Source organism: Arcobacter rhizosphaerae (genome assembly GCF_049472155.1).
Lineage (GTDB): Bacteria > Campylobacterota > Campylobacteria > Campylobacterales > Arcobacteraceae > Arcobacter_B.
In genome coordinates this window covers 95,060-120,409 of the sequence record NZ_JBMOVW010000006.1, presented here as the reverse complement: position 1 = coordinate 120,409, position 25,350 = coordinate 95,060, and the positions used below count along the sequence as shown (strand labels likewise).

The window sequence follows — 25,350 nt, the reverse complement described above, 5'->3', positions numbered from 1 at the left end:
AAAAAAATCGAATAAAAATCTAATCTTAAATGATATTATATTTATATATTTGTATGATAAAAACTCATTCACTATTAATTAGAAATAGTGTATTATTAACAAAACAATTTTAAGGATTTATCATATCTAGTTCAAAAGAGACTAAAAAAAATAATATTATTGAAAATTCATTAAAACTTTTTTCTCAAAAAGGTTTTTATAATACAACAATTCCTGATATTGCAAAAGCTATGAAAATGAGTGTTGGAAATATGTATAACTACTTTTCTTCAAAAGAAGAGTTAGCAAAATATGCCATTAAATATTCTACTAATATTCTTGCAGCACAGTTAAGACAGATAAACCAAATGGATATAACTTCTAAAGAAAAGGTATATCTTTTTGTACAAAGATATTTTGAAAGTGTAAAAAACTCACCTGAGGTAGTAGAATACTTTTTAAGAGTTTATTTATCAAATAGAGAAGTATTCAAGCAAGGTTGTGAAGGCTTTTTATGTGTTGGAGAGTTTGTAACAGAAGTTATGATTCTTTTAGATGAGGGAGCTCAAAATAAAGAGTTTAGAGAACAAGATTTTTTCCCTGCCTTTGCTATGATTATGGGTTGTTTAGGTGGTTTTGCTTTTTTAAGTGGAGAAGCTGTACTTGATAAGGATTTATTAGAATATTCAGATGCAATTGCTGATAATATATACAGAGCCTTAAAGTATGAAGAGTAATAAACCTACAATTGTATGGTTTCAAGCTATCACTTGTAATGGCAATACCCACTCACTTCTTAGTGCAAATTCTTCAAGATTAGAGCTATTCTTAAATAGCTTTAATCTTATCTATCATCCTTCTCTTACTATTGATATGAGTTTAGATGATATTTTAAGTCTTGAAAATATTGATTTTTTATTAGTCGAAGGAGCTATAAGCTCAGATGATAAGTACTATTCAATTAATAAAAGCTCAACAAAACAAATATTAGAAAATCTATCAAGTAAAGCAAAATATATTATAAGTGTAGGTTCATGTGCTTCTTATGGAGGAGTACATAAAAAATTTGAAAAAGATAATAGTATTTTAGGTGTTGAAAATATTATAAATAAAATTAAGTATAAAAATTTAAAACATGAAATAGTAAACCTTACAGGTTGTCCTGTACATCCTGAATGGATACTTCAAACACTTTTTACTTTAAACAATTTTGAGAAAATTACATTAGATAGTGAGAAAAGACCAATTGAACTTTATAGTAATTTAGCTCATCATGGTTGTACAAGAAATGAATATTTTGAGTGGAAAGTTGAAGGAAGTTTTGGGCAAAAAGAGGGATGTTTATTTTATGATCAAGGTTGTCGTGGTCCTATGACACACAGCTCATGTAATAAGATTTTATGGAATGATGTTAGTTCTAAAACAAGAGCTGGAATGCCATGTATTGGTTGTACTGAAAAGGATTTTCCAAGAGATAATATGCTTGAAACAAAGAAAAACATTGGAATACCACTTGAAGTACCACTTGGAATTCCTAAAAGAGCATATCTTTCAATAACAGGTGTTGCTAAAACTTTTAAAATAGATAGATTAAATAAAAAACTAATGGACTAATTTTGAAAACAATAGATATAGTTGAACGAATAGAAGGTGAAGCAAGACTTAATTGTACTTGGGAAGATAATATTGTAAAAGATGTTCAGATTGACTTTTTAAATTTTAGAGGGTTTGAGTATATATTAGAAGAAAAACCTGCTCTTGATGCACTTATTTATACTCCAAGAATTTGTGGTATATGTGGGCAAGCTCACTTAAAAGCTACAGTAGAAGCTTTAGAAAATATCTATAAAAGTATAAATGAAGAATTAGTTATTACAAAAAAAGCAAAAATATTAAGACAAATAGGTTTAAATATAGAAATCTTAGATTCTCATATAAAATGGTTTTATATGTTTATTTTACCTGATGTGATAAAACTAAAAGAAAAAGATTTAAATCAATATACTCCACTAAAAGGTCAAAGATGGCTTGAAGCTTGTAAAGTAGCAAGTGAAACTATCAAAGCTTTAGCAATTCTTGGAGGGCAATGGCCACATACTTCATATATGATACCAGGTGGAGTTGTAAGTGATCCAACTCTTCTTGATTTAACTTCTATGATTAATTATTTAGATTCAGCTACTTATTTTTTTGAAAACTCTATTTCAGGAGTTAGTTTTGATAAATATTTATCTTTTAGTAGTGTTGATGATCTAAATCTTTTAAATGGAGATTTAAAATATTTTACAAATTTAAGTTTTGAATATTCACTTCAAAAATATGGTACATCTTATGATAGACATATAGCTTTAAGTGACTCATCAGTTTCCAAAAGAGGAAGATTAAGACAAAGATTTACAGATAAACTTGATTTAACTAAAATAAAAGAAAATACACAAAGAACTTTTAGCATAGAAAATGATATAAAAGATAATCAAAAGCACACTTGGTCTAAAGCTGTTACCTATGACTCAATGTTCTATGAAACAGGGCCTTTATCAAGATCTTTGGTTTCAAATAATCAGTTTATTAGTCAGTTACATAAATCATATAAGGATTCTGTTTTCACAAGAGTAATGGCAAGAGTAGATGAAATAGCACGCCTTTTACAAAGTACAAAACAGTTAATAAAACAAGTTGATATAAGTGAAGAATCATATATAAAACCAAAAATATCATTAAAAGATATACCAAATGCTAGTGCTAAATCAGTTGTGGAAGCTTGTAGAGGTTCTCTTTATCACAATATTTCTTTGGAAAAAGGTATTATTAAAAAATATGATGTAATTACTCCAACAGTTTGGAATTTGGGACCACAGATAAAAGATGAAAAGGGTGTGGCTCAAAGAGCTATTATTGGCTCACCTTCACTTGATATAGCAAAGATAGTGCTTAGAAGTTTTGATGTTTGCTCTGTTTGTACTACTCACTAAATAACTGTTACTTTTTTATACAAAATTAAAAATATTAAATAAATAATAATTAAATTATAAATGAAAAATTAATTAACTAGTATATGAATAATCATTCAACAAATAACCACAAGATGGTTACTCCTTGCCTTTTTCCTCTAAAAACATAAACTAAAAGCTATTTTAATGCTAGAAAACAATAAATATTATTAAGTAAACAATAAGTTTCATAGTGTTAGTTTTACAATAGTAAATGAATATTCATTTTTTAAAGGGGAGTGTATGATTGATTCTGCAGAAATGGTAAAAAAAGTTTTTACCCAAAAGTCAGGTAGAGTGGAAACAAATAAGGGTGAAGAATATTATAACTCTTTATTTGAGAAAGCTAAAGGAAGATTATCAGCTTTAAGAGCTCAAGAGCCACTTAAAGATATTGATATGATGGATGTTATTGAGAGTGAAGGTGTAAATAGAAGGGATTTCATGAAGTGGGCAAGTGCTACGACTGCTACACTTATGTTACCTCCTATGTTTACACCTTTAGTGGCAGAAGCAACCGAGCTTATGAATAGGGTTCCTGTTGTTTGGATTGAACTTCAAGACTGTGCTGGAAATTCTGAGGCATTACTTAGAAGTTCGGCTCCTACAGTTGATGATTTACTTTTTGATGTAATCTCTTTGGAATTTCATGAGGCATTACAAGCAGCAGCTGGACATGATGCAGATAAGCAACTTGAAGAAGCTGTTCATCATTTTAAAGGTAAATATTTATTATTTGTTGAAGGTGCTATTCCTATGGCAAATGATGGAAAATATGGAACTATTGGTGCAATGGGTGAGACTTTCCATGATCACTTACAAAGAATGTCAAAAGACGCAGCAGCAGTTGTAGCTGTTGGTACTTGTGCTACATTTGGAGGTATTCCAGCAGCAGCTCCAAATCCAACTGGTGCAGTTGGTGTGATGGATTTAGTAAAAGGTAAGCCTATTGTAAATATTCCTGCCTGTCCTGCAAATCCTGCAAATATGGTTGGGGTTATTTTACATTATGTTTTAACAGGTCAAGTTCCTGAGTTGGATTCATTACTTAGACCAAAATTTGCATTTGGATATAGAATTCATGATAACTGTGAAAGAAGAGCACATTTTGATGCAGGTGAATTTGTAGAAGAATGGGGAGATGTTGGTGCTGAAAATAACTGGTGTTTATATAAAGTTGGTTGTAAAGGCCCAATGACATTTAACAACTGTTCTATCATTCGATATAACGAAGGTGCCAACTGGCCTATTGGTGTAGGGCGTGGTTGTATTGGTTGTTCAGAACCAGATTTTTGGGATAAATATGCTTATGAAAGACCAATGGCAAATGCAAATATAAAAGCTCCTACGGGTGGAGTTGAAAAAACAGTTGATGAGTTTGGTCTTGGGCTATTAACAGCTACTACTGTTGGTATTGGTGTTCATGCAGTTGCTTCAGCAGTTGCGGGTAAAAAATCAGGTGAAGAAGGGGAAGAAAAATAATGGCAAAAAAACACTTAGTAATTGATCCAATTACAAGAATTGAAGGACATCTTAGAATTGAGGCAATTATAGATGAAAACAATGTTGTAACTGATGCTTATTCTTCTTCTACAATGTTTAGAGGAATTGAAGAGATTTTAAAAGGAAGAGACCCAAGAGATTGTGGTTTACTTGCTATGAGAATTTGTGGTGTTTGTACAGGTACACACTACCAAAGAAGTATTGAAGCAGTTGAACATGCTTTTAATGTAACTATTCCAAAAAATGCAAGGTTAGTGAGAAACTTAATTCAAGGTGCTTTATATGTTCATGATCATATTGTGCATTTCTATCATTTACATGCACTTGATTGGGTTGATATTACAAAAGCGCTTGAAGCTGATCCTAAAAAAACAGTACAAGAAGCTCAAAAATGGGCAAATGTTTCAGGTCAAAAGCCATGGAATGCTAGTGAAGATAACTATAAAGCAGTTCAAGAAAGAGTTACAAAGTATGTAAAACAAGGTAGACTTGGTATCTTTGGAAACGCTTACTGGGGTTCTAAAGGTTTTAAACTTACTCCTGAACAAAATTTAATTGGTTTATCTCACTATCTTGATGCACTTGAAATTCAAAGAGATTTAGGAAAAATGATGGCTATTTTTGGTGGAAAAAATCCACATCCACAGTCATTAGTTGTAGGTGGAGTAACTTGTGTTCAAGATATTAAGAACCCTGCAAGAATTGCTGAGTTTAAACAGATTTTAAAACTTGGTAGAAAATTTACAAAACAAGCTTATTTACCAGATGTTTATATGGCTGGAACAATGTATGCTGATGAAGCACTTGAAGGAATTGGTGGAGGTTTAGGTAACTTCATGACTTATGGAGACTTTAACTTAGATGATTTACCATTTTATGAGTCTTCAAAACTTTTCCCATCAGGTATTGTTAAAAATAAAGATTTATCGAAAGTATATGAAGTAAATCAAGAGAAAATTACAGAAGATGTTACTCATGCTTGGTATGAAGGTACTACAAACTTACATCCTTATGATGGAGAAACTAAGCCAAATTACACTGGTTTTGGTAGAAAAGAAGATAATATTGCTTATTTAGATACAGAAAACAAATATTCTTGGATTAAATCACCATTATATGATGATGAAAGAATGGAAGTAGGGCCACTTGCTAGAATGATAGTTGGGGTTGCTAAAGGTGATGAAAGAATCTCTAAATATGTAACTACTTTCTTAAAAAATGGAAACTTACCAACAAAAGTATTATTCTCAACAGTAGGAAGAACAGCAGCAAGAGCAATTGAAACAGAACTTATGGCTGATGTAATGATGGAATGGGTTGATGAATTAGCTAAAAATGTTGCTATGGGTGATTTATCGACATGGACTGAATTTGATTTTGATGATGTTTCAGCTGACGCACAAGGTTTTGGTATGTCAGAAGCTCCAAGGGGTGGTTTAGGTCATTGGGTTAAAATCAAAGATGGTAAAGTAGTTAATTATCAAGCTGTAGTACCTTCAACATGGAATGCTGCACCAAGAGATTATAAAGGAAGACTTGGAGCTTATGAAGCTTCACTAGTTGGAACAAAAGTTGCAAACCCTGATCAACCTTTAGAGATTTTAAGAACAGTTCATAGTTTTGATCCTTGTATTGCTTGTGCTGTACATATTATAGATTCAAAAGGTAAAGAGTTAGGTGTTTATAAAGTGGACCCAATAGGAGGAACTAGCTGTGCCTAAAATGAAACGGGTTGAGAGAATGACTCCAATCATGCGTACGATTCACTGGATGAATGCTGTATGTATGATTGTTGCAGTTGCAACCGGGTTATATATAGGTTACCCATATTATCAAACATTTATTGCTGATCCTGCTGTGGATAAGTATGTAATGGCTTGGAATAGATGGGGGCATTTTATTGCTGCTATTATTTTTGATGTAACAGCAATTTTAATAGGTTATTTATATCTTTTCTCTAGGTTTGAAAAGCCATATAAAAAGATTTTACCAACTAAGAAAAACTTTATTGAGTTTTGTGAAGTATTTTTTAATTTAATTACATTTAATAGAAGAAAAAAGTTTGATTCAACACATAGTGATTCTTATAACATTATGTTTTTTACACTTTTTCATATATTACTAGTATTTATGCTTTTAACAGGTTTACAGTTATATGTACATGGACTAGCTTCTGGACATAGTTCTATTGGTGCTTGGTGGCCTTGGATGTTGCATTTTGCTACTGATTGGACACTATATGTATTTGGTGGAAATATGGGAGTTAGAATCGCTCATCATACTACAATGTATTTAATCTTAATGTGGGTTATGTGTCATATTTATTACCAAATTTGGAGAACTATTTTCTGGAGAGAGGGTGATATTGGTATTGTATTTAGTGGACATAAGTTTGTTGAAGAGAAAGAAGAAGATAATAAAGAAGAGAAAAAACAGGATTAATCTCCTGTTTTTATCTTTTTTATAAGCAGTAAGAATTAGTGCTTATAAAAGAGATATAAATTTGATAGCATGGAGTTATAAAATGAAAAAAAATATAGTAGTAGGCGTAGGAAATATGCTTTTTAAAGATGAAGGCGTTGGTATTTATGCTTCTGAATTTTTAAAACAAAACTATGAGTTTGATGGATATATTGAAATTATAGATGGGGGTACATTAGGATTTAAACTAATGTCATATTTCCAAGAATATGAAAATGTTATCATTTTAGATACTGTATCTATTGAAGAAAATGCAGGTGAAATATATAGAATACCATCTGATGTACTTTTAGGGATGGGAAACTATAGAAAAACAGCCCATGAAGTAGAAATAGTAGAAATGCTTGAAATCGTATCTGTTTTAGACTCTCATGCAAAAGTAACTATTTTAGGAATAATTCCAGAAGATATTATAAGTGTTGGAATTGGTTTAACCAAAACTATTGAAAATAGATTTGAAGAGTTTATTTTAAATGCAGTAAAAGAAATAGAATCTCTTGGTATAAAAGCAAAAAAAGTAAATAATATAGCCATTCCTGATATTGTAAAAAGTATGATAGGTAGTTATAATGGTGAACATTTAAGTAGAATCCCAAATGAAGAAGATATAAGATATGCAACTAATATATAAAATAGAATTTAATACAACTAACTCATACTTTAAATACATAATAAATAAATTAATAAAAGAAGCAAATGTAAATGCAGTATGCAAACAATATAAAGGTTTTATAATTTTAAAACTTGAGGAAAGTGCAGAGAATATTGAGAGTTTTTTTGCTTTATTAGAAAAGAAACTTCCTGTTTCAATTTTTTTAGGTAAATCTTATGTAATAGAAGATTTTGATGAAAGTCTTGAAGAACTTGAATGCAAGGAAGTAAAACAAAACCTTACACTTTTAACAAATGATGCTATTAAAAATATAATAGAAAACAATAATATCGATTTTTTAAATGATATAGTAAAAATCTCAAAAGGTGAAATTTCAAGATTTGAAACACATAATGGACTAAAAGATTTATTTTTACCAAATAAAACAATAAGAGAAGATTTTGAACAAAAAGGTCATGAAGTAAAACTTTTAATTACAGATATAAATAAAATTACAGATTTATTTGATGTAAGTGCAAAAGACTTACAACTTTTATGCTCTATTGAAAGACCTTTAGTAAAACTAAAATTTAAACTTTTACAAAATAAAGAAAATGAATACTCTTCTACAAACTTTATATATGCGAAAATTCCAGATGATAAAGAAACAGTTTTATTTGCACAAGCTCTAAAACAAAAAGATATTTCTCATGTTTTATATGTAAATGATGATGTTTATCAAGATGGGTTAAAGGTTACTTATTTTAATGAAGAGAATATTATTATTCATGGAGATAAAGGACTTTTTCCTAAGTTTGATTATATAGCAAATAAAAAGTTTAACTCATCAAAAGAGTATTTTGATGAAAATGGTGGGGTTTATAAAGCCTCATTAGCTCAATATAATAAAAGATTAGTTCCTAGTGTTGGGGTTTATTTTTCAGTTAATTCAAATAAAAGTGCTATTTTGATGAATCTTCCAACAAAAGGCTTAAAAGAAGTAATAGCAATACCAAATATAATAAACTCTTTTGAACACTGTTTAGAAGAAATAATTGAAATAGATGAGTTTTGTGAAAGACTGGTTTTAAATTATAAAAAGAAATTCTCTACATATTTTGAAGATATGAGTGTAGATAAAAATGCTCATGGATTTGAATCTATTATAAATATGTGTTCAAAAGCTTTGGGTATGAAAGGTGGAGCAAAAGAGTTTGAAGATACAGCTTTAAATATTAGCATAAAAAGTGGAATTCAAATAGATATGAAACTGGTAAATATAGAAGGTATAAACTATCTTGATTATAGAAGAATAGTTCAATCTATGATGTCTTATAAAATGGCAGATGTAGATAATGCAACTTTAGTATATTCATTTTATGAAAGTCTTAGTGAATTTATCTGTAATTATGTAGATGAAGTAGCAAAAGAGATAAAAGCAAAAGATGTAGTAATGACTGGGAATATGTTCTCAAACTCTATATTACTTTCAAAAACTCACAAAAATCTAAGTAAAAACTATAACTTCATTCTTCCTAAAGAGTATCCTTTAGATTACTAAAAACAATAGCCTAAATATTTTTTAGGCTATGTTAGAAATAAAAATACCAATATAGAAATCAATTTAATTATTTTGATTCTTTATTGGATTAATATAAAAAACTTTTAAAAATGTCACAAAAATGCCCCAAAAAAGGCAAATTTTTAAATTTTATGAATAACCATTCATTTTATTGATTTTGGTCAAGGAACTTTAACCTTCATTAGTATAGAATTCTTTAAATAATAAATGAATAGTCATTCATAAAATTTAAAGGACATATTTTGGATACTAAAAAACTATTTGAAAAACTATCTAATAGATTGTTAGATTTAGAAAAACTACCAAAACTAAAAGAGGATAAATCAATCTCTACACACTTAGATGAAAAAGGTGTGTCAAGAAGAGATTTTATGAAATGGGCAACTGCAATTACTGCTATGTTAGCTCTTCCTGCTTCGTTTACTCCACTTGTTGCAAAAGCTGCTAAATTATCTGATAGATTACCTATTATTTGGCTTCACATGGCTGAATGTACTGGCTGTTCAGAATCTTTACTTAGAACAGATGCTCCTACTATTGATTCATTAATTTTTGATTATATCTCTCTTGAATATCATGAAACATTAATGGCAAGTGCTGGTTGGCAAGCAGAACACAATTTAGAGCATGCAATTGAAAAATATAAGGGTCAATATATTTTAATGGTTGAGGGTGGTATTCCATCAGGGGATAGTGCTTCATTTTTAACTATTGGTGGACATGGTAAAACAGGTGAACAAAGTGCTATTGATGCATCTAATAACGCTGCAGCAATTTTTGCTATTGGGACATGTTCTTCTTATGGTGGTGTTCAAGCTGCTATTCCAAATCCAACAGGAGCTGTTGGTTTATCAAAAGTTACAGATAAAACTGTGATTAACGTACCTGGTTGTCCTCCTAGTGAGAAGAATATTGTAGGGACTTTACTTCATTATATTTTATATGGAACACTTCCTGCTCTTGACGCTTATAATAGACCAAAATGGGCTTATGGGCAAAGAATTCATGATTTATGTGAAAGAAGAGGTCATTTTGATGCAGGTGAATTTGTAGAAGAGTTCGGTGATGAGGGTGCAAAAAAAGGTTATTGTCTTTATAAAGTAGGATGTAAAGGACCTTATACTTTTAATAACTGTTCAAAAAATAAGTTTAACTCTCATATATCATGGCCTATTCAAGCTGGTCACGGATGTATTGGATGTAGTGAGCCTGATTTTTGGGATACTATGGGACCATTTGAAGAGCCTGTTGCAAACAGATTATATGACACAGTATTTAAAGGACTAGGTGCAGATGCAACTGCTGATAAAGTTGGAGTTGGATTATTAACAGTGACTGGTATTGGTATAGCAGCACATGCAGCAATTTCAAAGTTTAAAAATCCAAAAGATGGTGAGGAGTAAAAAATGGCAAATAAAAGAGTAGTAGTAGACCCAATCACAAGAATTGAAGGACACTTAAGAATTGAGGTTGAAGTAGATGATAATAATGTAATTCAAAAAGCCTACTCATCATCAACTTTATGGAGAGGTTTAGAAACTATTGTAAAAAATAGAGACCCTAGAGATGCAGGTTTCTTAATGCAAAGAATTTGTGGTGTTTGTACATTTTCACACTATAGAGCAGGAATTGAAGCAGTTGAAGATGCACTTGGAATTGTTCCTCCACTAAATGCAAAGCTTACTAGGTCTTTAATGAATCAAGCTTTATTTATGCATGACCATGTTGTTCACTTTTATCACTTGCATGGGCTTGACTGGGTTGATGTTGTTGCAGCATTAGACGCAGATCCTGCAAAAGCTGCAAAAGAGGCATTTAAGTATTCAGATGCTCCAATAGCAACTGGTGAAAATGACTTAATTAAAGTTAAAAAAAGAGTTAAAGAATTCGTAGACAAAGGACAATTAGGGCCTTTTGCTAACGCATACTGGGGACATAAAACATATAGATTTACTCCTGAACAAAACTTGATTTTATTATCTCATTATCTTAAAGCTTTAGAAGTTCAAAGAGAATTAGCAAAATTAATGGCTATGTTCGGTGGAAAACAACCACACCCACAAAGTCTTACTGTTGGTGGAGTTACTTGTATTATGGATTTACTTGATCCTTCAAGAATGGGTGAGTATTTAACTAACTTTAAAATAGGTATTGATTTTGTAGAAAATGCCTACCAAGCTGATGTTATTATGGCAGGGAAAGTATTCAAAGATGAACCATCTGTTACTCAACAAGCTGGTGTTATGAACTTTATGTCACATAAAGAGATGCAATTAAATAGAAGTGAATTCTTATTTGATTCAGGAATTATCTATAAAGGTGATTTATCAAAAGTATTTGATATTAATGAGGATTTAATCACAGAAGAAGCTACTCACTCATGGTATTCTGACAATGAACCTTTACATCCTTATGATGGAAAAACAAATCCTGAATACACAGGCTTTAGAGATATGGATACTATTGGTGCAGATGGGACAGAAGTTCACTCAAAAGTTATTGATGAAAAAGGAAAATACTCTTGGATTAAATCCCCAAGATATGATAATAAACCAATGGAAGTAGGGCCACTTGCTTGTATTTTAATCTCTTATGCAAAAGGAAATGAAAGAATTGTTCCTTTAGTAGATGATTTCTTAGCTAAAACTGGATTACCAAAAGCTGCATTATTTACAGCATTGGGAAGAACAGCTGCTAGAATGATTCAAGCAAGAGCAATTGCTAAATATGGATTAGAAGCTTTTGATACTTTAATTGAGAATCTAAAAGTAGATCAAGATACATATACTTCATACAAAATTGATAAAAACCTTGAATATAAAGGTAGATTTATTGGTGATGTTCCAAGAGGTATGTTATCTCACTGGATTAGAATAAAAAATGGAGTAGTTGAAAACTATCAAGCTGTAGTTCCATCAACTTGGAATGCAGGTCCTATTGATTCTCTTGGTCAAGTAGGTCCTTATGAAGCCAATTTAATTGGTTTAAAAGTTGAAGATGTTTCTCAACCTTTAGAGATTATTAGAATTATTCATAGTTTTGATCCTTGTATTGCTTGTGCTGTTCATGTTATGGACAAAAAAGGAACAGATTTAGGAACATATAAAGTTGATCCTATTTATGGAATGTCTTGTTAAGGAGTAGGTCATGATAAAAAAACATTATGAGTTTTCATCTTGGCTTAGAATAACACACTGGATTAGAGTTATTGCTATTGTTATCCTTACTTTTACGGGGTTTTATATAGCAGTTCCTTTTATTAGTGCTGCACTAAATCAAGGGGAACCAAACAATTATTTATATGCTTTAATGAGATCTTGGCATATTATTTTTGGTTTTGTATTAATTGCTGTAACTATTGGTAAGTTTTATTTGTTTATTTTTGATAAGCAAAGTAAGCTTGAAAGAGTTTCTTTTTGGGATTTCATAAATCCAAAAATTTGGATAAAACAGATTAAATATTATATGTTAATTGGTAAACATGCTCACTTAAAAGGTGTTTATAATCCTTTACAATTCTTCGCGTATTTGGGAGTTTATGTAGCTATTATTGCTATTTGTATTACTGGATTAATTTTACATATTCATGTATATCATGAGGGTTTAGGTGGCTTTTTATATGATATTTTGAGACCTCTTGAAGTTATGATGGGTGGATTAGCAGTAGTTAGAGAACTACATCATATTTTTATGTGGGTATTTATTGTATTTTTACCTGTACATATTTATTTAGCAGTATTTAACTCAATCTATGGAAAAAGTGGAGCAATGGATTCTATTGTTTCAGGATATAAATGGGAAGATAAAAAATGAATATTTTAATACTAGGAATAGGAAATATCCTATTCCAAGATGAGGGAATTGGCGCACATTTTATACATTATTTAGATGAAAAATATGAATTTATATCAGATAATTCTACAGTTAGTATTGTAGATGGTGGAACTCTTGCTCAAAGATTAATACCTGAAATAGTTAAATATGATGAGGTTATTGTTGTTGATTGTGTAGATGCTTTAGATTCAAAAGCTGGAGATGTTTACTTTTTTGATTACAAAAAAACACCTTCTCACATTAACTGGCAAGGAAGTGCCCATGAAATTGAAATGTTACAAACATTAAATATGATTGATATGAATCGTGATTTACCAACAACAAATGTTTTGGGTGTTATACCAAAAAGAGTTGCTGATGATACTACTTTTGATTTAAGTAATGAAATTGTAAATGCTGTAAATACAATGGAAAATGTAGTGATAAAATATCTTGAAAAATTAGATGTGAAATCAAAGATTATTAATTCAGATATAACTATAGAATCAATAAGTGAGGTTTCTTTTAAACGGGAGATTAAAAATGGTCCTAGAGTTTAAATTTAAGTATTTATCTAAAAACAAAACCTTTGGGAAGTTTTTAGATCTTGCTGCAAAAAAAAGTTCTTGTGAGTATAAAATAGTTCAAAAACTAGATTTTATATACTTATATATAAAATGCTCACAAGAAAGCTTGAGTGATTTTTCAAACTCATTATCTTTATATCTTCCTATGTCTATTTTTTATTATGATGTAAGTGTCAATCCTCTTGATGAACTTCCAAATGTACAAAGTATGTCTTTAGAGCAAGATAATTTAATCTCATTTTGTCCTACTTGTTTAAAAGCTGTAGAAGATGAAAAAAGTAAAGATTACTATAATGCTTTTAAATCTTGTGAAATTTGTGACTCTTATAAAGAAGCTAATTTTATTTTAGATAATCACAAAGTAAATTCATCAAAAGAACTTTTTGAAAACCTAGCAGAAAAAATCAATGAAAACAAAAAAATCAAAATCAAAACTCTTAGTGGAACATTTGTTTTTTCAAAGTTAAAGGATTTAGATTCAAGTGAAAATCTATTGGCTACAAATTTAGTAAATATATCTTCTTTAGTAGTTGAAAATAGAACAGATATTGTTTCTCTTGCATGTATAGAAAAACCTTCAATTGATTTTAAAATAAATGAAATATACAAACTTAAAAACCAAATTAAAAAAGATTTTATAAATATAAGATTTGCTAATGATTTGACTTTATATTTTTTATGCACAGAATTATCAAAATTAAACATAAATTTTTTAAATATAGAAAATAAAGAAAATGAATTTGATATATTTTTAGATATAGAAGAAAAAACACAAACAAATAAAGTTTTAGATATTCCTCTTATAAAATGTTTTGAAAATAAAAAATTTATTTTAAAATCAAACTCTTATGATAAAAGTTTAGATGTAATTTATAGTAAATTTGAAGAAAAAAATAAATCACAATTTATGACAGTATTAGCTGAAAATGAACTTTTTGATAAATCAATCGTGAACTTTTATATTAGTACAAAAGATGATGATGGTTTATCTTTTTATAGCCAAAAGTTTGATGGTCTTATAGATATTGTAAAACCTTTTTATATTCCAAATAGTATAGAACAGTTTTTTGAGACAATGAAAAACGATGAAACAAGTAGTAGATTACTGCAAAATTATAAAGAAAAGTTTGAAGATGATTACAATGAAGCTTTAAAAAGTGATATTTCTTCTTATAAAACAAAATCTTTTTATAATTATTGGAAAATCGCAAAACAAATATTATGTTTTAAAGAAGATATTTTAGAAAATGCCAACAAATGTATGCTAGAAAAAGGCCCGCGAATAGATTATAAGCTTGTAGAAGATGAAAAGCTTTATAATAGAGAATTTGATTATGTAAAACTTATCAAATCAGCTATGAGTTTTAAATTAGCTGGGGTAGATGAAGAGACTATATCCTTAGGTTTTATAGAGAGTTTAGCCCATTTTATAGGGTATGAATTAGATAATATAAATAGCTCTTATGATTTAGATGGAGTTAGTTTATGTGGTGATATGTTTAGATATGATATATTTACTGCACTAGTAGAAAAAAGTATTACTAAAAACTTCAATATTTACTATAATAAGGAGTTTGTAATACAGAAATAAATATTTGGGGTTATGAATGTATGAAAAAATATATTTACTTTTTAGTGAGAATAGTAAAAATAATGAAGATGAAATAAATAAATATCTTAAAGAAAAATACAAACTTCAAGTAACTGCAAGAAATTATCAAAAAAAAATAAAAGAAAAAAATGCTCTTTACCTTCTTGATTTAAATGACAATGAAATCAAAAGTTTTTTTAAAGAGCATATCCACCATGATATAAATCTAGCTATTTTACCAAATGATGATGCTAATAATTGTATGTCAAACTATGGTATATCAAAGAATCTTAAAGAAGCACTTGATGATGCCTTAAATCAAAAACTATTAACAAAAATAGATTTACTTAAGTGTAATGATGAGATTATTTTAAATAAAATAGAAATAGGTGATATGCATGGTATAAACAGCTATAAGTTAAATACAAAGTTTGATAAAATAAAAACTTTTTTTAAAAACTTATTTAATATAAAATTTAAACCATATAAGTTTACAACTTCTCAAGATTATAGTTTTGAGACAGTGGCTTCTGGTATTATTATTTTAGAACACTCTTTAAATAGTAATAATAGTGCTTTAAAAGATAAACTCTCTATTCAAGATGGAAAATTAAATGCTTTGATATTATCACCTGGATCACTTTTAGCTTATTTTATATATTTAATTTCAATATTTTTTTATGAAAAAATCTCTGTTTTATCTCTTCCTAAAAGTTTAGGGTTTATAAAAAGTGAGTCTTTAAAAATAGAATCTAAAGAAGCTATGGATTATATTGCTGATGATATAGTAGTTAAAAATGTTAAAAGCATAGAGATTTTTGTTTTAAAAGATACTTTTAACCTACATTTAGGAAGTAAATTAAAAGAGTATATAAAAGATGAAAAAAATGATGAAGAAGAAAAAGAATCTATAGAAGTAGATAGTTTGCCAAAAGAGGAATTAAGTGAGGTTTTATTAAAAAAGAAGTTACCATTTTTTAAAAGAGCTTCTGAAGAGGATTTTAAAGATTTATTTTTAAGTCTTAAAAAAAGTGCAAAAATCACATTTATTTTTTCTACTTTAATGACTTTAAGTACCTTACTATCAACTACAGGACTTTTTGCTAACTCTTCTCCTGTTATTATTGGTGCGATGATTTTAGCCCCTTTAATGGCTCCTATGATATCACTATCAATGGGAGTGGTAAGAGCAAATAGTTTTTTGATTATACAAAGTATTAAAACCTTAACTTATGGGGTTATTATAGCCTTATTTGTATCTTCAATTTTTACTTGTTTTATGCCTTTAGATGAAATAACTTATGAGATGAAAAGTAGATTAAATCCTAATTTATTAGATTTACTTGTAGCAATTTTTTCTGGAATAGCAGGAGCTTATGCAAACTCAAAAGAAGAGGTAATCAAATCCCTAGCAGGAGTAGCAATAGCTGTTGCTTTAGTTCCTCCTTTAAGTGTAACAGGTATAGGTATTGGTCTAATGGATTTAGATATTATTTATGGATCATTTTTACTTTTTATTACCAACTTAGTGGGGATTACTCTTAGTGCTTCTTTAACATTTATTGTTTTAGGATACTCACCAATTAAAAAAGCAAAAAAAGGTTTACTTTATACGTTTTTATTATTAGTATTTATTAGCGTACCTTTAGTAAATACATTTGAAAAAATGGTTGAAAAAAATGAACTTTCAAATAAAATAAAAGAGTTAAAAAAAGTAAATGTAAATGATAAAGATATAGTATTAAAACTTTTAGATTTAGAAGATAAACAAGAGTATGTTTATGTAAGAATGGAGCTTATAAGTAATAGTTTCACAAGTACTTTAGAGTATAAAGCAATAAGAAAAGAAATAGAAAGAAGATTAAATCGAAAAATACTTTTAGAAGTATCTTCAAAATTAATAGTTAAATAAAGTGTGCAAATGATAAGTAAAAAAATAAAAGTAAAAGGTATAGTTCAAGGAGTAGGGTTTAGACCTTATGTATATAATTTAGCTTTGAAATATGATATAAAAGGTTGGGTAAACAATGACGAAGAAGGAGTTAATATTGTTCTTTATGCCTCTGAAAAAAACTGCACTAAGTTTATCGAAGAGTTAAGAAGTAAACCTCCTGTTTTATCAAAGATAGATTCTTTTGAGGTAGTAAAAATAACAGAAAATAAAGAGTATAAAAGTTTTGAAATAATTCAAAGTACCAATGAGAATAATAAGAGTACTATTATCTCACCTGATATGGCAATTTGTCAAGATTGTATAGATGACATAAATGATAAGAGTAACTTTAGATACAATTATGCTTTAACAAATTGTACTAATTGTGGTTCACGATATTCTATTATAAAAACAGTGCCTTATGATAGAGTAAACACATCTATGTCTAAATTTAAATTGTGCTCTAAATGTGAAGAAGAGTATACAAATCCTACAAATAGAAGATATCATGCTCAGCCTGTAGCTTGTGAAGAATGTGGTCCAAAAGTAGTTTTGTATAATAAAAAAGAAGCATTATTTTCAAATATAGAAGCAATAAAAAAATGTGCAGATTATATTAATGATGGAAAAATAGTAGCAATAAAAGGTTTAGGTGGGTTTCATTTACTTTGTGATGCTACAAATGATGAGAGTGTTAAAGAGTTAAGAAATAGAAAAAATAGACCTCATAAGCCATTTGCATTGATGTTTGAAAATCTAAATACTATTAAAACTTATACAGTTATATCAAAGAAAGAAGAAGAGCTTTTAGACTCAAAAGAAAAACCAATAGTATTAGTGAAAAAACAAAAAAATACAAATCTTTCTTTTTTAGTAGCTCCAAATATTGATAGACTAGGGTGCTTTATTGCTTATACGCCACTTCATCATTTATTATTTAGGTTTTTCAAAAAGCCTTTAGTTGCAACAAGTGCTAACTTAAAAGATGAACCAATTATTAGATTTAAAGATGAAATATTAGAAAAATTAGGACACGTTGTAGATTTTGTACTTGATTTTAATAGAGATATTGTAAATGCTTGTGATGATTCTGTTATACAAGTTGTCAACAATAATATTTCAAAGTTAAGAAATGCTAGAGGATATGCTCCAACAACTATAAATTTAGAGAAAAAGACTAAAAAGAAAATATTAGCTTTAGGGGCAAACCAAAAATCAACTATTTCATTAGCTATAGAAAATAATATTATTGTATCTCCACATATTGGAGATTTAAACTCTATAGATTCTGTTGAGTATTTTGTTAGAACTATTGATACTTTTAAAAACTTTTATGATTTTGAACCTGATATGATTGTTTGTGATAAGCACCCAAATTATGAGAGTGTAAAATGGGCAAAAGCTCAAGATTTTGAACTTGTACAAGTTCAACATCACTATGCTCATATTCTTTCAACTATGGCGGAATATAAGTTAAAAAACGATGTTTTAGGAATCTCTTTTGATGGTACTGGATATGGCGATGATGGAAATATTTGGGGTGGTGAGGTTTTTATATGTAATAAAAATGAGTATAAAAGGGCTTATAATTTAAAATATTTCAAACTTTTAGGAGGAGAGAAAGCTGTAAAAGAACCTAAAAGAGTTGCTTTATCTTTGTTATTCGATATTTATTCATTAGAAGAAGTTTTATTACTTGATAATAGTGTAATAAATGCTTTTTCAAAAAGTGAAATTAAGTTAATGCACACAATGTGGCAAAAAGGTTTAAATGCACCATTAACAAGCTCTGTTGGAAGACTATTTGATGCAGTTGCTAGTATTGCTAATTTGCTTCATATTCAAAGCTATGAAGGTCAAACAGGACTTATAATAGAACAAAACTATGATAAAACTATAACTGAGAGCTATGATTATAGAATTGAGAATAAACAAATAGATATAAGTCAAATTATAAAACAAATGCTAAAAGACGAAGATTCTAAACTTATTTGTTCTAAGTTTATTAATACTTTAGTCAGACTAATACTTGATATTTCTTCTACTCATAAAGATTTAGATGTTGTACTAAGTGGAGGAGTTTTTCAAAATAAAACTCTTTTAGAATTAGTATGTAAAAAGCTAAAAAATCAAAATACAAAATATTACTATTCTAAAGAAATTCCTTTAAATGATGGTGGAATTTCTGTTGGTCAAATTTACCATATAATTTAATTTTAAAAAGAAAACTTCTAAATAGAGTAGGGACTATTTAGATTCTTTTTCTTCTACTTTAGTCTTTTTGATATATAAAAATAAAAACTATAAAAAATCTACATTATATAATAAGTAAAAGTATAACAAAACATATAAGATATTAATGGAATAAATATATAATATTATGTATGAAAATATTCTAAAAACTCTATATATAGGCTTTATTTGAAAAAATAATTTTTTAGAAAAATTAGATGAAAATAGTTTTCAAAAATTTGATTTAAACTTATATAAAGTGTATATATTTAAATATTATTAAATAGATACAAAATAAATTCAAATCTAATATATAAAATTTTATATGTTAAAATCACAAAAAATATTTAAGGTGAAAAATGATTAAAACAACTCATGAAATCTCAAATGAAAATGGATATATAAAATATAATTTTTTTGAAATACATCCAGATTTAGAAGCAATTATTGCAGAAGAGTATAATACTTATAACACGGATAAATTTTCAAAACAAGAATATTGTGAAGCAATGTATAAAAAGAATTTTTATGATAAGTATGATGAAGTTACGTACAAAGAAGTATATGAAAAGTATATAAATAATGAAAAGTTTAAAGAAAAAGCAATGTTCATTTATAGCATTGTAGATTTTGATAAGTTTAAAAAATTTGTAGAATTAAATCCTGAAATACAAAATCCTAATGATCTTACTATTACATACTCTATTTTAGATAGCAGTGGAGTAAAAGTTCAAATTTACAATCTTACTATCAATGATTTAGTTTTCGTATTTTAATTTTCTTTTTTGCGACTAAGTTGCATTTAAAATATACTATGTATAATTATAACTTTAAATTATGCAACTTAGTTGTAAAAAAGGAATTATATTGAAAAAACTAATATTAGGTTCTCTTATTTTAAGCAGTACAATTTATGCTAGCACAACTTTAAATTATGCTTATGCTATTAAAGATTTTAATAACTCTATGACAAAAAAAAGTGGTGCAAAAATTCATAATTTTAGCATTCTTCATAACTTTAAAAATCATTCTTTTAATTTAGGATATCAAAGTGATAGAGTTAAGAGAGAACATTCAATAAAAAAAATTACTTTGCCTTCATTAGATATAGAAAAATACAATTTGAAATATCTATATAAACTAAATGAAAATATAAAGTTGAAAACAAGTTACTTAAAAATTATTGATAATCTAGCTCCTACTGATCAAGGAAAAATTTATGGATTGGGTGGAAGTTATAATTTTACAAAAGCTTTAAGTTTAAAAGCTGATATATACAATAGTGATTATGAAAAATTTGATGTAAGACAATATGATTTAGCTATACAAAAAGCTTTTAAAATTGATAATACAAAATTAAAGATAATTGGCTTTGTAAAAAAATAGATATTCATGGAGATAAATACGCTTCTTATACTTTTAAGAAAAAAGATTATCTAACAAAAGGTATTAAACTTGTAGCTAATCATCAGGGCTATATAGGAAGTGTAGCTACTTTTTTTGGAAAGAGAGCTTTTACTGTACTTGATGATGGAACTAAAGTTCAGCATCATGCCATGGAGCAAGATAAAACTTATATCTTAAGTGTTGGTAAAAAATTTAAAGAGTTTGATATTTTTTTAAAGTATTCTTTTCAAAATGGAAAAGAGTTACCTGAAAATAAAGAGGATGTAGATACAAAAGTTATGTCAATAGCTTTTTCATATAGATTTTAAAAGAGGTTTAAAACCTCTTTTATTATATAAAAAGTTTAGGATTTAAAAATCTTCCCAAATTTCTTTTTTTTCTTTTACTTCATCTTTTCCTTGAAACTCTTTCTCATTTGCATTTTGTACAATAGTATTTGCTATAGTAGAAGTATTTGTAGCTATTTTTTGAGTTTCAGTTGCTATGTTTGCATTTTTTTGAGTTTGTGCATCTAAAGAGTTTATAGCATCGTTTATTTGAACTATTCCTGTTTGTTGTTCATTTGAAGCATTAGATACATCACTTATAAGTTCAATTGTTTCATTTATATTAGATTTTAATTGAACATAACCTTCTTGCATATCATGAGCAATAGTTTTACCTTCATTTGCTTTTAATGTGGCTTTTTCTACTAAATCTTTAATCTCTTTTGCAGCCTCAGCACTTCTTGAAGCTAAATTTCTTACTTCTTGTGCAACAACAGCAAAACCTTTTCCAGCTTCACCAGCTGTTGCTGCTTCTACCGCTGCGTTTAGTGATAAAATATTTGTTTGGAATGCTATTTGATCGATTACTGTTATTGCTTCATTGATTGAATCAACTTGTGTGTTTATATCATCCATAGCAGTAGTTGTTTTAAGTGCTAAGTTTTCACCTTTATTTGCTGATTGTGTAACACTTGATGTTAAATCATTCATTCTAGTAATTTTTTGTGTTGTTAAAGATATATTACTTGTGATTTCTTCAAGTGCTGCTGCTGTTTGTTCAAGTGATGCTGCTGCTTCATTTGAACTTATATTTAAAGTATCTACATTTTTAAGTAGTACATCTGAACTACTATTTAGTGTTAAACCATTTGATTTATTTTCAATTAACATAGTAGTAATAGAATCACCTAAACTATTAACTCCATTAGCTAATCTTTCTAAATGCTCTTTTATTCCCTTTGTATTTACTTTATTTAAATAGTTGTAGTTTGAAAACTCTTCAAGTACATCTAAAATATTTTCAATATTATGCTCTAAGTGTGAACCCATATTATTAAGAACATTTTTAAGTTCATTTAATGCAGGATTGTTTACTTCTGTTGTGATTCTTTGACATAAGTCACCTTTTTCAAATTCACCTAAAACTGTAATAGTCTCATCTATAATAGCTCTATCTTCTTCGATGCCTTTTTTAGCTTTTTGAATATTTTCATTTACAACTTTTGACATTATTCCTATTTCTGTATTTGTTGTATTTGATAACTGCTCAACTGTATTAGTTTCTCTATTTAAGTATTTAAAGAAGTTTAGTAAGCCTTCTTGGAACTGACTAATTTGATAGTTTATATCTCTTGGTATATAAATACCAAGTGCAAGAATTATTAATACTACTATAAGTGAAATAAGTTCAACAGCTATTTCTAAATTGTTATTTGTTTTTGAAACACTTGACCCAACAACATCTTGATCTTTTTTAATTGAGTGTTTTATATCATTTGCTATTTTAGCAATATTTGGACCAATAATATCAAGTTCTTTAACTACTTTATTTCTTTCATTAATTAAAGCAATAATTTGTGTTAAACCATTTGAATATGTATCTATTAATAAAATAGCTTCTTTTAAAAGTTTTTTTCTTTGAGGTGTTTGAAGTTGTTTTTGAATCTTATTTAAGTCTTTATTTAAGTTTTTAAAGGCTTTTCTTGCTGTTAGATAATCTTCTTTTTTATTTGAAATTAAAAAGTTAGAAGTATAAAGTCTAGCTAAAAGTAAGTTTCTTATACTTTTTGCAGTAGCAAGGGAAGTTTTTAACTCGTCATCTTTTTCAGTACTATTCATAAGATTTGTTAAAAGAGTTTCAACTTTTTTACCATTTATATCTAAATTAGTGGCAACAACATTATTTTTAATTTGTACATATTCTGTTACAACTAAAAACTTTTTTTTATAATTAGATAAATCTTTTGATAACTCTTTTATCAAAGTTTTTCTTTTTGGCTCATAAATTTTATTTAAAGCCTCATCTGCTAATTTTTTGGTTTTGTTATAAAAATGTTCAAACTCTTCAATATCTTTATTTGATGAAGTATTTAAAAAATCTTTAACATTCATTCTTACCATCAACATATTTGACTGAACTCTACTTGCTAAAACAGTATTTCTAGACATCTGTCTATAATTAGAAAAGCCTTCTGCTGATTTGTATATACCAAATACACTATATAGTCCCAGCAAAACTATAAGTATACTGATAATTGAAAATGAAATAATCAGTTTAGATTTGATTGTAAAATTATTCATTTTTGTATGCTCCTTTTTTAAAATTACTTCATTCTAATAAAAAAAACATTACAGTTTTTGCTTTTTACGTTATAAGTGAGGTTATATTTATGAATATGTATTCACCAATTATTATCGAATCATAAAGTTACTATTAAATTTATATATTATAGAAAATAAGAATTAATTTTGAAATAATTATGTAATTGTTACATAATAGTTTAACTTAATTTTAGATAAAATCTTTTGTTTTTAAATTAAGGAGAACTATGAATTCATCAAGATTTACAAGGTTTGGATTTATTTTAGCTGCTGTAGGTTCAGCAGTTGGTTTAGGAAATGTATGGAAATTCCCGTATGTTACAGGTGAATATGGAGGTGGAGCCTTTGTATTAGTTTATTTAATTACAGCTTTATTTATTGGAGTATTTGTATTAATTTCAGAGTTACTTATTGGTAAGCTAGGAAGAAGTGATGCTGTTTCAATGTTTGAAAATTTAGCAGTTAGAAACAAAAAGCTTTGGAAATGGGCTGGCTTTATGGTAATTGTGCCATTAATAATTTTATCTTATTACTCTGTAGTAATTGGATGGATTTTCCATTATATAGCTATATCTTTACAAGGATTACCTTCAACAGTTGAACAATCAAAAGATATTTTTATGGGATTATTAACAAGTGATGTACAAACACAACTTATGTATCATACTGTTGTATTTGTTTTAGTTACTGCAATTATTTTAAAAGGTATCAAAGATGGTATTGAAAAAATAAATAAAATTCTAATGCCTTTATTAGCACTAATTTTAGCAATATTATTTGTTTATTCTATAAATGTTGAGAGTTTCTCTAAAGCTGTTCATTTTATGTTTGATCCTGATTTCTCGAAACTTACTTCAGAAGCTATTATTGTAGCTATTGGGCAAGCATTTTATACATTATCATTAGGTATGGGTATTATTATTACTTATGCGGCATCTCTTCCAAAGGAAGCAAATATTGTTAAGTCATCTATTTTAATTTCAATTATTGATACAATGGTAGCAATTGTTGCAGGTCTTATCATCTTTACTTTATTATTTGATAAAGGAGCAGAGTCTACAAAAGGTGCAGGTTTAGTATTTATTTCATTACCATCAGTATTCTATGAATTCGGTTCAATTGGTTCAACTTTAGCATTATTATTCTTTATTGCTATTGCTTTTGCTGGTATCACATCAGCTATTTCAATGTTAGAACCAACAGTATCATACTTCATAAATAGATTTGGTATGTCAAGAATTAAAGCTGCTATAATTTGTAGTGTATTCTTTTATATCTTAGGTATTGCAGCATTATTATCAAATATTTCAGATTATTCACCTATGTTAATGGTAGGAGAAAAAGGTTTATTTGACTGGTTAGACTTCGTTTGTTCAACTATTTTAGTTCCAATTGGTGGAATTTTAGTAGTAGTATTCATCGGACACTTTATGGATAAAGAAGCAGTTGAAAATGAACTAGTTCCTTTAATGGGAAGCTTCTTAACAAAAGTTTGGTTCTTTATGGTTAGATATATTATTCCAATTGCATTAATTGTTGTAATTTTAAATGAAACAGGAATTTTTAAATTCTAGTATTTTATAACTATAAACAAAAAAGGGCTAGATATTTTATCTAGCCCTTTTTTTATATAAATAAAAATATATAAATACTCACTCCCATAATAGAAGTAAGAGTTAGTGAAGCAAAAATAGCTTTTCCTATTTTCTTATGAGCTGTATTTGAAAGCTCTTTAAAGCCACTTTTTTTAAATAGTTTAAAAGAACTTATATATAAATACAACCAACCAGCAATAGCAAAAATAGCAATAACAATATGTACAATTAAAAATATAAGTAAGAAATCATAAGAGACACCACTATTTTCTGCATACTCTATAAAACCACCTGATATTCTAACTCCAATTTCAAATATTAAAACCATAATCAAAGTTACAACTAAAATTATAGTTTGAGATATAAAGTGAAGTTTATATTTTTTATCAACTGCTAGTTTAATACTATATGCTAGTAAAAAAGGAAGTAGTGCAAAAAAGATTGTCACTATATCCATAAATAAAAAAGCTTTCGTTC

Annotated in this window: 21 protein-coding genes; 19 read left to right on the top strand and 2 right to left on the bottom strand. The window is 27.9% G+C overall.

Translation table 11 applies throughout. The features are described 5' to 3' along the window. Positions 1-119 precede the first annotated feature (119 nt). The 18 genes from ACH5BH_RS10770 (at position 120) to ACH5BH_RS10685 (ending at position 20,998) form a co-directional block, all read left to right on the top strand. Positions 120-716, top strand: coding sequence for a TetR/AcrR family transcriptional regulator (locus ACH5BH_RS10770; RefSeq protein WP_423298382.1), 597 nt, complete (start codon positions 120-122; stop codon positions 714-716). Continuing rightward, entirely contained in the window at positions 706-1,593 is an 888-nt protein-coding gene (locus ACH5BH_RS10765; protein ID WP_423298342.1) for an NADH-quinone oxidoreductase subunit B family protein, read from the top strand. The genes ACH5BH_RS10770 and ACH5BH_RS10765 overlap by 11 nt, the downstream gene beginning before the upstream one ends. 2 nt (positions 1,594-1,595) lie before the next feature. After that, positions 1,596-2,951: a nickel-dependent hydrogenase large subunit gene (locus ACH5BH_RS10760; RefSeq protein WP_423298341.1), complete on the top strand. Its 1,356-nt coding sequence runs from the start codon at positions 1,596-1,598 to the stop codon at positions 2,949-2,951. 261 nt (positions 2,952-3,212) lie between these two features. Further along, complete coding sequence (locus tag ACH5BH_RS10755) at positions 3,213-4,451, top strand: hydrogenase small subunit (RefSeq protein ID WP_404303705.1); 1,239 nt, start codon at positions 3,213-3,215, stop codon at positions 4,449-4,451. Then, positions 4,451-6,193, top strand: a complete 1,743-nt coding sequence (locus tag ACH5BH_RS10750; RefSeq protein WP_404303706.1) for a nickel-dependent hydrogenase large subunit — start codon at positions 4,451-4,453, stop codon at positions 6,191-6,193. Before ACH5BH_RS10755 ends, ACH5BH_RS10750 begins: the two co-directional genes overlap by 1 nt. A 1-nt stretch (position 6,194) precedes the next feature. After that, positions 6,195-6,914 (top strand): cytochrome b/b6 domain-containing protein, encoded by a 720-nt coding sequence (locus ACH5BH_RS10745; RefSeq protein ID WP_423298381.1) that lies wholly within the window; start codon positions 6,195-6,197, stop codon positions 6,912-6,914. An 82-nt stretch (positions 6,915-6,996) separates the two neighbouring features. Then, the gene (locus ACH5BH_RS10740; protein WP_423298340.1) at positions 6,997-7,584 is read left to right on the top strand and encodes a HyaD/HybD family hydrogenase maturation endopeptidase; all 588 of its coding nucleotides are present in this window, start codon (positions 6,997-6,999) and stop codon (positions 7,582-7,584) included. Then, positions 7,568-9,106, top strand: coding sequence for a Kae1-like domain-containing protein (locus ACH5BH_RS10735; RefSeq protein WP_423298339.1), 1,539 nt, complete (start codon positions 7,568-7,570; stop codon positions 9,104-9,106). Before ACH5BH_RS10740 ends, ACH5BH_RS10735 begins: the two co-directional genes overlap by 17 nt. Before the next feature lie 263 nt (positions 9,107-9,369). Then, a complete protein-coding gene (locus ACH5BH_RS10730; protein WP_404303711.1) occupies positions 9,370-10,530 on the top strand; it encodes a hydrogenase small subunit in 1,161 nt (386 codons plus the stop codon). Positions 10,531-10,533: 3 nt separating this feature from the next. Beyond that, positions 10,534-12,264 carry a nickel-dependent hydrogenase large subunit gene (locus ACH5BH_RS10725; protein WP_404303712.1) on the top strand — a complete coding sequence of 577 codons (1,731 nt, stop codon included), beginning with the start codon at positions 10,534-10,536 and terminating at the stop codon, positions 12,262-12,264. 10 nt (positions 12,265-12,274) lie between these two features. Continuing rightward, positions 12,275-12,940, top strand: coding sequence for a Ni/Fe-hydrogenase, b-type cytochrome subunit (cybH, locus tag ACH5BH_RS10720; protein WP_404303713.1), 666 nt, complete (start codon positions 12,275-12,277; stop codon positions 12,938-12,940). After that, positions 12,937-13,500, top strand: coding sequence for a HyaD/HybD family hydrogenase maturation endopeptidase (locus ACH5BH_RS10715; protein WP_404303714.1), 564 nt, complete (start codon positions 12,937-12,939; stop codon positions 13,498-13,500). The genes cybH and ACH5BH_RS10715 overlap by 4 nt, the downstream gene beginning before the upstream one ends. Continuing rightward, on the top strand, positions 13,484-15,118 hold the full coding sequence (locus tag ACH5BH_RS10710; protein WP_423298338.1) for a hypothetical protein: 1,635 nt from the start codon (positions 13,484-13,486) through the stop codon (positions 15,116-15,118). Before ACH5BH_RS10715 ends, ACH5BH_RS10710 begins: the two co-directional genes overlap by 17 nt. 16 nt (positions 15,119-15,134) lie before the next feature. Continuing rightward, a complete protein-coding gene (locus ACH5BH_RS10705; RefSeq protein ID WP_423298337.1) occupies positions 15,135-17,030 on the top strand; it encodes a TIGR00341 family protein in 1,896 nt (631 codons plus the stop codon). A gap of 9 nt (positions 17,031-17,039) precedes the next feature. Continuing rightward, a complete protein-coding gene (hypF, locus tag ACH5BH_RS10700) occupies positions 17,040-19,265 on the top strand; it encodes a carbamoyltransferase HypF (protein WP_423298336.1) in 2,226 nt (741 codons plus the stop codon). A gap of 377 nt (positions 19,266-19,642) precedes the next feature. Then, positions 19,643-20,059: a hypothetical protein gene (locus ACH5BH_RS10695; RefSeq protein ID WP_404303720.1), complete on the top strand. Its 417-nt coding sequence runs from the start codon at positions 19,643-19,645 to the stop codon at positions 20,057-20,059. 91 nt (positions 20,060-20,150) lie between these two features. Further along, complete coding sequence (locus tag ACH5BH_RS10690; RefSeq protein ID WP_423298335.1) at positions 20,151-20,669, top strand: hypothetical protein; 519 nt, start codon at positions 20,151-20,153, stop codon at positions 20,667-20,669. Between the two features lie 170 nt (positions 20,670-20,839). Continuing rightward, on the top strand, positions 20,840-20,998 hold the full coding sequence (locus ACH5BH_RS10685) for a hypothetical protein (protein ID WP_423298334.1): 159 nt from the start codon (positions 20,840-20,842) through the stop codon (positions 20,996-20,998). Positions 20,999-21,040: 42 nt separating this feature from the next. Here the strand turns inward: ACH5BH_RS10685 and ACH5BH_RS10680 are convergent, their stop codons facing one another. Next, positions 21,041-23,257 carry a methyl-accepting chemotaxis protein gene (locus ACH5BH_RS10680; RefSeq protein ID WP_423298333.1) on the bottom strand — a complete coding sequence of 739 codons (2,217 nt, stop codon included), beginning with the start codon at positions 23,255-23,257 and terminating at the stop codon, positions 21,041-21,043. A 248-nt stretch (positions 23,258-23,505) separates the two neighbouring features. On the opposite strand from ACH5BH_RS10680, the gene ACH5BH_RS10675 reads away from it, so the two are divergent. After that, positions 23,506-24,852 carry a sodium-dependent transporter gene (locus ACH5BH_RS10675; protein ID WP_423298332.1) on the top strand — a complete coding sequence of 449 codons (1,347 nt, stop codon included), beginning with the start codon at positions 23,506-23,508 and terminating at the stop codon, positions 24,850-24,852. A gap of 52 nt (positions 24,853-24,904) precedes the next feature. Here ACH5BH_RS10675 and ACH5BH_RS10670 read toward each other — a convergent pair whose 3' ends face one another. Then, on the bottom strand, positions 24,905-25,330 hold the full coding sequence (locus ACH5BH_RS10670; protein ID WP_423298331.1) for a DUF420 domain-containing protein: 426 nt from the start codon (positions 25,328-25,330) through the stop codon (positions 24,905-24,907). Between the last annotated feature and the right edge of the window lie 20 nt (positions 25,331-25,350).

Excerpts from the sequence above, each read along its gene's own strand:
- ACH5BH_RS10765 (WP_423298342.1), top strand. The coding sequence starts at position 706 with ATGAAGAGTAATAAACCTACAATTGTATGGTTTCAAGCTATCACTTGT.
- ACH5BH_RS10755 (WP_404303705.1), top strand. The coding sequence starts at position 3,213 with ATGATTGATTCTGCAGAAATGGTAAAAAAAGTTTTTACCCAAAAGTCA.
- ACH5BH_RS10750 (WP_404303706.1), top strand. The coding sequence starts at position 4,451 with ATGGCAAAAAAACACTTAGTAATTGATCCAATTACAAGAATTGAAGGA.
- ACH5BH_RS10745 (WP_423298381.1), top strand. The coding sequence starts at position 6,195 with ATGAAACGGGTTGAGAGAATGACTCCAATCATGCGTACGATTCACTGG.
- ACH5BH_RS10740 (WP_423298340.1), top strand. The coding sequence starts at position 6,997 with ATGAAAAAAAATATAGTAGTAGGCGTAGGAAATATGCTTTTTAAAGAT.
- ACH5BH_RS10735 (WP_423298339.1), top strand. The coding sequence starts at position 7,568 with ATGCAACTAATATATAAAATAGAATTTAATACAACTAACTCATACTTT.
- ACH5BH_RS10725 (WP_404303712.1), top strand. The coding sequence starts at position 10,534 with ATGGCAAATAAAAGAGTAGTAGTAGACCCAATCACAAGAATTGAAGGA.
- cybH (WP_404303713.1), top strand. The coding sequence starts at position 12,275 with ATGATAAAAAAACATTATGAGTTTTCATCTTGGCTTAGAATAACACAC.
- ACH5BH_RS10715 (WP_404303714.1), top strand. The coding sequence starts at position 12,937 with ATGAATATTTTAATACTAGGAATAGGAAATATCCTATTCCAAGATGAG.
- ACH5BH_RS10710 (WP_423298338.1), top strand. The coding sequence starts at position 13,484 with ATGGTCCTAGAGTTTAAATTTAAGTATTTATCTAAAAACAAAACCTTT.
- ACH5BH_RS10705 (WP_423298337.1), top strand. The coding sequence starts at position 15,135 with ATGTATGAAAAAATATATTTACTTTTTAGTGAGAATAGTAAAAATAAT.
- hypF (WP_423298336.1), top strand. The coding sequence starts at position 17,040 with ATGATAAGTAAAAAAATAAAAGTAAAAGGTATAGTTCAAGGAGTAGGG.
- ACH5BH_RS10695 (WP_404303720.1), top strand. The coding sequence starts at position 19,643 with ATGATTAAAACAACTCATGAAATCTCAAATGAAAATGGATATATAAAA.
- ACH5BH_RS10685 (WP_423298334.1), top strand. The coding sequence starts at position 20,840 with ATGGAGCAAGATAAAACTTATATCTTAAGTGTTGGTAAAAAATTTAAA.
- ACH5BH_RS10680 (WP_423298333.1), bottom strand. The coding sequence starts at position 23,257 with ATGAATAATTTTACAATCAAATCTAAACTGATTATTTCATTTTCAATT.
- ACH5BH_RS10675 (WP_423298332.1), top strand. The coding sequence starts at position 23,506 with ATGAATTCATCAAGATTTACAAGGTTTGGATTTATTTTAGCTGCTGTA.
- ACH5BH_RS10670 (WP_423298331.1), bottom strand. The coding sequence starts at position 25,330 with ATGGATATAGTGACAATCTTTTTTGCACTACTTCCTTTTTTACTAGCA.